Here is a 4,727-nt window from a genome sequence, read left to right as displayed (position 1 = left end):
CGGTGGTGACGCGGATCACCGATTGGCCCTTGGCGTTGGTGACCACGGCAAACTGCACGCCCGGGGGAATGCCGCTGCGGTCGATGCCTGCGCGTGCATAGGCCTCGACCGAGGCCAGCCCCACCTGCACATTCTTGTTGTCACCGGGGGACTGGGAGACCAGTGGGATTTCGGCCAGCAGTGGCTGGTCCAGGTTGGACTTGACCTGCACGGCGCCCAGACTCTGCGCCGCGGCGTACTGGGAGGCCAGCGCAAGCGCCAGCGCTACCGAAAGCTTTAACGGACGACTCATCTTAAGTATTCCCCCGATTAACCCAATGACAGGCCCGGCTCCCCCGCGAGGAGGCTTGCCATCGCTAAGGCGCAAGAGTAATGCAGGCCCTTAACAAACAACAATAGGCGGCACAGGCAGTTACGCGACAACGTTAAAGGGGTCATGAAAACTTGATTCAGTGACCGGCGCGTCCCGTCGAGGAGCCTTGCGCGGGACCTGCCGCCGGCGCCGCGGCCCGGGCCTGGGCCAGCTGTCGCTCAAGGTCGGCGATAGCCTGGTCCTTCGCCTTCAGCTCGGCATCGGCCTTGGCGCTATTGGCCTCCAGGGTATCCACGCGCTGGTGCAGATCCTTCACTTGCGCCCCTTCGCTTGCCGTCTGCACCTGTACGACGTGCACCTTGCTTGCGTCGTCCTGGGCCCAGGTGGTGGCGACCATGGCCAGCAACGCAAAGCCAAGGGTGAACTTCATCGAAGGCGCGAAGGTCATGGCTAGAGGTAGTCCGTGATCAGGATTTCGGCGATCTGCACGGCGTTCAGCGCCGCGCCCTTGCGGATGTTGTCCGAAACGATCCAGAGGTTCAATCCGTTTTCGTGGGAAATATCCTGGCGGATGCGTCCGACGAAGACCTCGTTCTTTCCGGCCGCGTCGCTCACCGGCGTGGGATAGCCCCCGGCCCGCCGCTCGTCGATCACCACCACCCCGGGCGCGGATTCAAGCAAGGCGCGCGCGGTGTCGGCGTCGATGGGGTCGCGGGTCTCGATGTGCACGGCCTCAGCGTGACCATAGAACACCGGCACGCGCACCGCGGTGGGGTTCACGCGGATGCTCTCGTCCTCGAGGATCTTGCGTGTTTCCCAGACCATTTTCATTTCTTCCTTGGTGTAGCCGTTGGGCTGGAAGTCGTCGATGTGGGGGATCACGTTGAAGGCGATCTGCTTGCTGAATTTCGACGGCTCCACTTCCTGGAAGTTGAGCAGGGCCGCCGTCTGCTTGGCCAATTCATCCATCCCCGAGCGCCCTGCCCCGGACACTGACTGGTAGGTGGCTACGTTGATGCGTTCGATGCCCACCGCGCGATGGATCGGCGCCAGCGCCACCAGCATCTGCATCGTGGAGCAATTGGGGTTGGCGATGATGCCGCGCGTCTCGTACTGGGCGATGGCATGCGGGTTCACTTCGCTCACCACCAGCGGGATGTCGTCCTGGTAGCGGAACTCCGATGTGTTGTCGATAACCACGGCACCCGCGGCGGCGGCACGCGGGGCGTGCTCGCGGCTCACCGAGCCACCGGCGGAGAAGAACGCGATATCCACGCCCGCGAAATCGAAGTCGGCAAGGTTTTTGACCACCACCTGTTTGCCCGCGAAGTCGACCTTGCCACCGGCGGTGCGTTCACTGGCGAGCGCAATCAGCTCGCCGACCGGGAAATCGCGCTCGGCCAGCACACTGAGCAGTGTTTCGCCGACGGCTCCGGTGGCGCCGACAATGGCGACGTTGTATGAGGTCTTCTTGCTCATGGGTCCTTCAATTCGTGGGTGTGTGGCAGGGAATAGTCAAACGATGCGGCTGGGCGGATTGCCGGCATGCGGCCCGTGCCCGAAGAAGGCCAGCACGTTGTCGATGGCAAGAGCCGCCATGGCACGGCGGGTGCGCCCGCTGGCGCTGGCGATATGCGGGGACAGTACCACGTTGTCCAGCGCCAACAGCGCGCGGTGCACCGCCGGCTCGCCTTCGAATACATCCAGCCCCGCCGCCGCCAGCCGGCCTTCGCCGAGCGCGGTCGCGAGCGCTACATCATCGACGATGCCGCCGCGGGCGATGTTCACCAGGGTGGCGGTGGGTTTCATTGCGGTGAGTTCCGCGGCACCGATGGCGTGATGGCTTTCGGGCGTCAGCGGCAACACCAGCATCAAGTGGTCGGATTCGCGCAGCAACGTGGCTTTGTCCACATAGTGCGCGTTCACCGATTGCTCGGTACCTGCATCCAGGCGCGAACGATTGTGGTAAATCACCCGCATGTCGAAGCCCGATGCGCGCCGTGCAATGGCCTGGCCGATACGTCCCATGCCCAGGATGCCCAGCGTGCTGCCGTGCAGGTCCATGCCCAGCCATTGATCGAAGCGCGTGCCCTGCCAGTGCCCGGCGCGCAACCAGCGCTCGGCGGCACCGACGCGGCGGGCAGCCGCCATCAACAGTGCCCAGGCGTAATCGGCGGTGGTATCGGTGAGGACATCGGGCGTGTTGGATGCCGCCACGCCGTGGACACGCATGGCATCGATGTCGAAATTGTTGTAACCCACGCTCACGTTGGCGACGAACTTCAGGTGCGGCGCACGGGAGAGCACGCGGTCGTCGATGCGGTCGGCAAGGCCTGTGACGGCGGCGGCCATGCCATGCAGCCTGGCAACCAGCTCTTCGGTCGAGAAAGCCCGGTTCTGAAGCTCCGCATGGACGTCGAACACCGGCTCCAGGCGGGCGATGACGTCCGGGAACAGCGGACGGGAGACCCATATTTTCGGTTTGTCGCCCATCGTTCAGGCGATGCGCGGCGTGACTGGCCCGACGTCGCCGCACTGGGCGCGATGCCGGAGGGCCTGGTCCATCAGCACCAGGGCCACCATGGCCTCGGCGATGGGCACCGCCCGGATGCCCACGCAGGGATCGTGCCGGCCCTTGGTGATCACTTCCACGGCGTTGCCGTGCTTGTCGAGGCTCTTGCCCGGGACCAGCACGCTGGAGGTCGGCTTGAGCGCGATGGAGGCCACCACCGGTTGGCCGCTGCTGATGCCGCCGAGGATGCCGCCGGCATGGTTGGACGTAAAGCCGTCCATCGTCAGTTCGTCGCGGTTTTCGGTGCCGCGCAGGGATGCGACGGCAAAGCCATCGCCGATCTGAACACCCTTGACGGCGTTGATGGACATCAGCGCCGACGCCAGCTCGCCATCGAGCTTGCCGTAGATCGGCTCACCCCACCCGGGGGGCACGCCATCGGCCACCACGGTCACGCGGGCGCCCACCGAATCGCCGGACTTGCGCAGGGCGTCCATGTAGGCCTCAAGCTCGGGCACTTGTGCTTCGTGCGGCCAGAAAAACGGATTGCCTTCCACCACGGACGGATCGAAGCCCGCGGGGACGATGTCGCCCAGTTGGGCGACGTATCCAGCCACACGAACGCCGTGTTTTTCGGCCAGCCATTTCTTGGCCACCACGCCGGCCGCCACGCGCATGGTGGTTTCCCGCGCCGAGGAACGGCCGCCACCGCGGGGGTCGCGGATGCCGTACTTGTGCCAGTAGGTGTAATCGGCGTGCGCCGGGCGGAAGGAATCGACGATGTTGCCGTAATCCTTGCTGCGCGCGTCGACGTTGCGAATGAGCAGCGCGATCGGCGTGCCGGTGGTCTTGCCCTCGTACACGCCGGAAAGGATCTCCACGTCGTCTGCCTCGCGACGCTGCGAGGTGTAGCGGGACTTGCCGGTGGCGCGGCGGTCAAGGTCGTGGCGGAACTCCGAAGCATCCAGCTCAAGGCCGGGCGGGCAACCGTCGATCACGCAACCAATGGCAGGACCATGGCTTTCGCCGAAGGTGGTGACGGAAAAGATCTTGCCAAAGGTGTTGGACGACACGTTAAGCGCTTCCTACAGGTTTCGTGACTGGCGCAATTCGCGGATGCCCGCGGCATGGTCGATAAGATCCCGACGCTCAAGCGCGAAGATACCCATCTGGCCTACCTTGAACTCCAGCCAGACGAATGGAAGGTTCGGCAACAGTTCCATCAGCGCATGTTCGCTGTCGCCCACTTCCACGATGATCAGGCCGTCATCGGTGAGGTGGTCGGCCGCCTCGTCGAGCATGCGCAAGGTGAGGTCAAGTCCATCATCGCCGGAGGTCAGCCCAAGGGCGGGTTCATGGCTGTATTCAGGCGGAAGCGCTGCGTATTCGGCGTGGGTAACGTAGGGTGGATTGGATACGATCAGATCGTATTTTTCACCGGCGAGGCCGGCAAACAGGTCGCTCTGCACCGCGCGCACGCGATCGGCCTGCTGGAAGATGATGTTTTCGCGCGCCAGCGACAGTGCCTCGGGGCTGATGTCGGCGATGTCGACCTGCCAGCCAGGGTTGTACTCGGCCATGGCGATGCCGATGCAGCCCGAACCCGTACACATGTCCAGTGCGCGCTCCACCGACCGGCCGTCCAGCCACGGCGAAAACCCGCCTTCGATGAGCTCGGCAATGGGCGAGCGCGGCACCAGCGCGCGGTGGTCGCTTTTGAACTTCATGCCGGCGAACCAGGTTTCACCCACCAGATAGGCCACGGGCAGGCGCTCGGTGACACGGCGCTCGATCAACGCCAGCAGGTTGCCGCGCTCATCACGGGTGAGCCTGCCGGCACCATAAGCCGGGGGGATATCCGGCGGCAGGTGCACCGCGGCCAGCACCAGGTGGGTGGCTTCA

At 64.7% G+C, this 4,727-nt stretch carries 6 protein-coding genes; all 6 read right to left on the bottom strand.

Annotated elements, in window-relative coordinates; genetic code table 11:
* Positions 1 to 292, bottom strand: a 292-nt coding sequence (locus tag VK519_RS01535) for a type IV pilus assembly protein FimV (RefSeq protein WP_414692671.1), incomplete at its 3' end; no start/stop codon positions are given.
* Positions 293 to 449: 157 nt separating this feature from the next.
* Positions 450 to 761, bottom strand: coding sequence for a hypothetical protein (locus VK519_RS01530; protein WP_324346991.1), 312 nt, complete (start codon positions 759 to 761; stop codon positions 450 to 452).
* A gap of 2 nt (positions 762 to 763) precedes the next feature.
* A complete protein-coding gene (locus VK519_RS01525; RefSeq protein ID WP_324346989.1) occupies positions 764 to 1,792 on the bottom strand; it encodes an aspartate-semialdehyde dehydrogenase in 1,029 nt (342 codons plus the stop codon).
* Between the two features lie 36 nt (positions 1,793 to 1,828).
* Complete coding sequence (locus tag VK519_RS01520) at positions 1,829 to 2,806, bottom strand: 2-hydroxyacid dehydrogenase (RefSeq protein ID WP_324346987.1); 978 nt, start codon at positions 2,804 to 2,806, stop codon at positions 1,829 to 1,831.
* A 3-nt stretch (positions 2,807 to 2,809) separates the two neighbouring features.
* A complete protein-coding gene (aroC, locus tag VK519_RS01515; protein WP_324346985.1) occupies positions 2,810 to 3,898 on the bottom strand; it encodes a chorismate synthase in 1,089 nt (362 codons plus the stop codon).
* A 12-nt stretch (positions 3,899 to 3,910) separates the two neighbouring features.
* Positions 3,911 to 4,727 (bottom strand): 50S ribosomal protein L3 N(5)-glutamine methyltransferase (prmB, locus tag VK519_RS01510; protein ID WP_324346983.1); only part of this gene is annotated, 817 nt, incomplete at its 5' end.

It is taken from the genome of Pinirhizobacter sp., from assembly GCF_035317885.1.
In the GTDB taxonomy this organism is placed as follows: domain Bacteria; phylum Pseudomonadota; class Gammaproteobacteria; order Xanthomonadales; family Rhodanobacteraceae; genus Pinirhizobacter.
The sequence above is the reverse complement of the archived record's forward strand: the minus strand, read 5'-3'. Positions and strand labels throughout refer to the sequence as shown.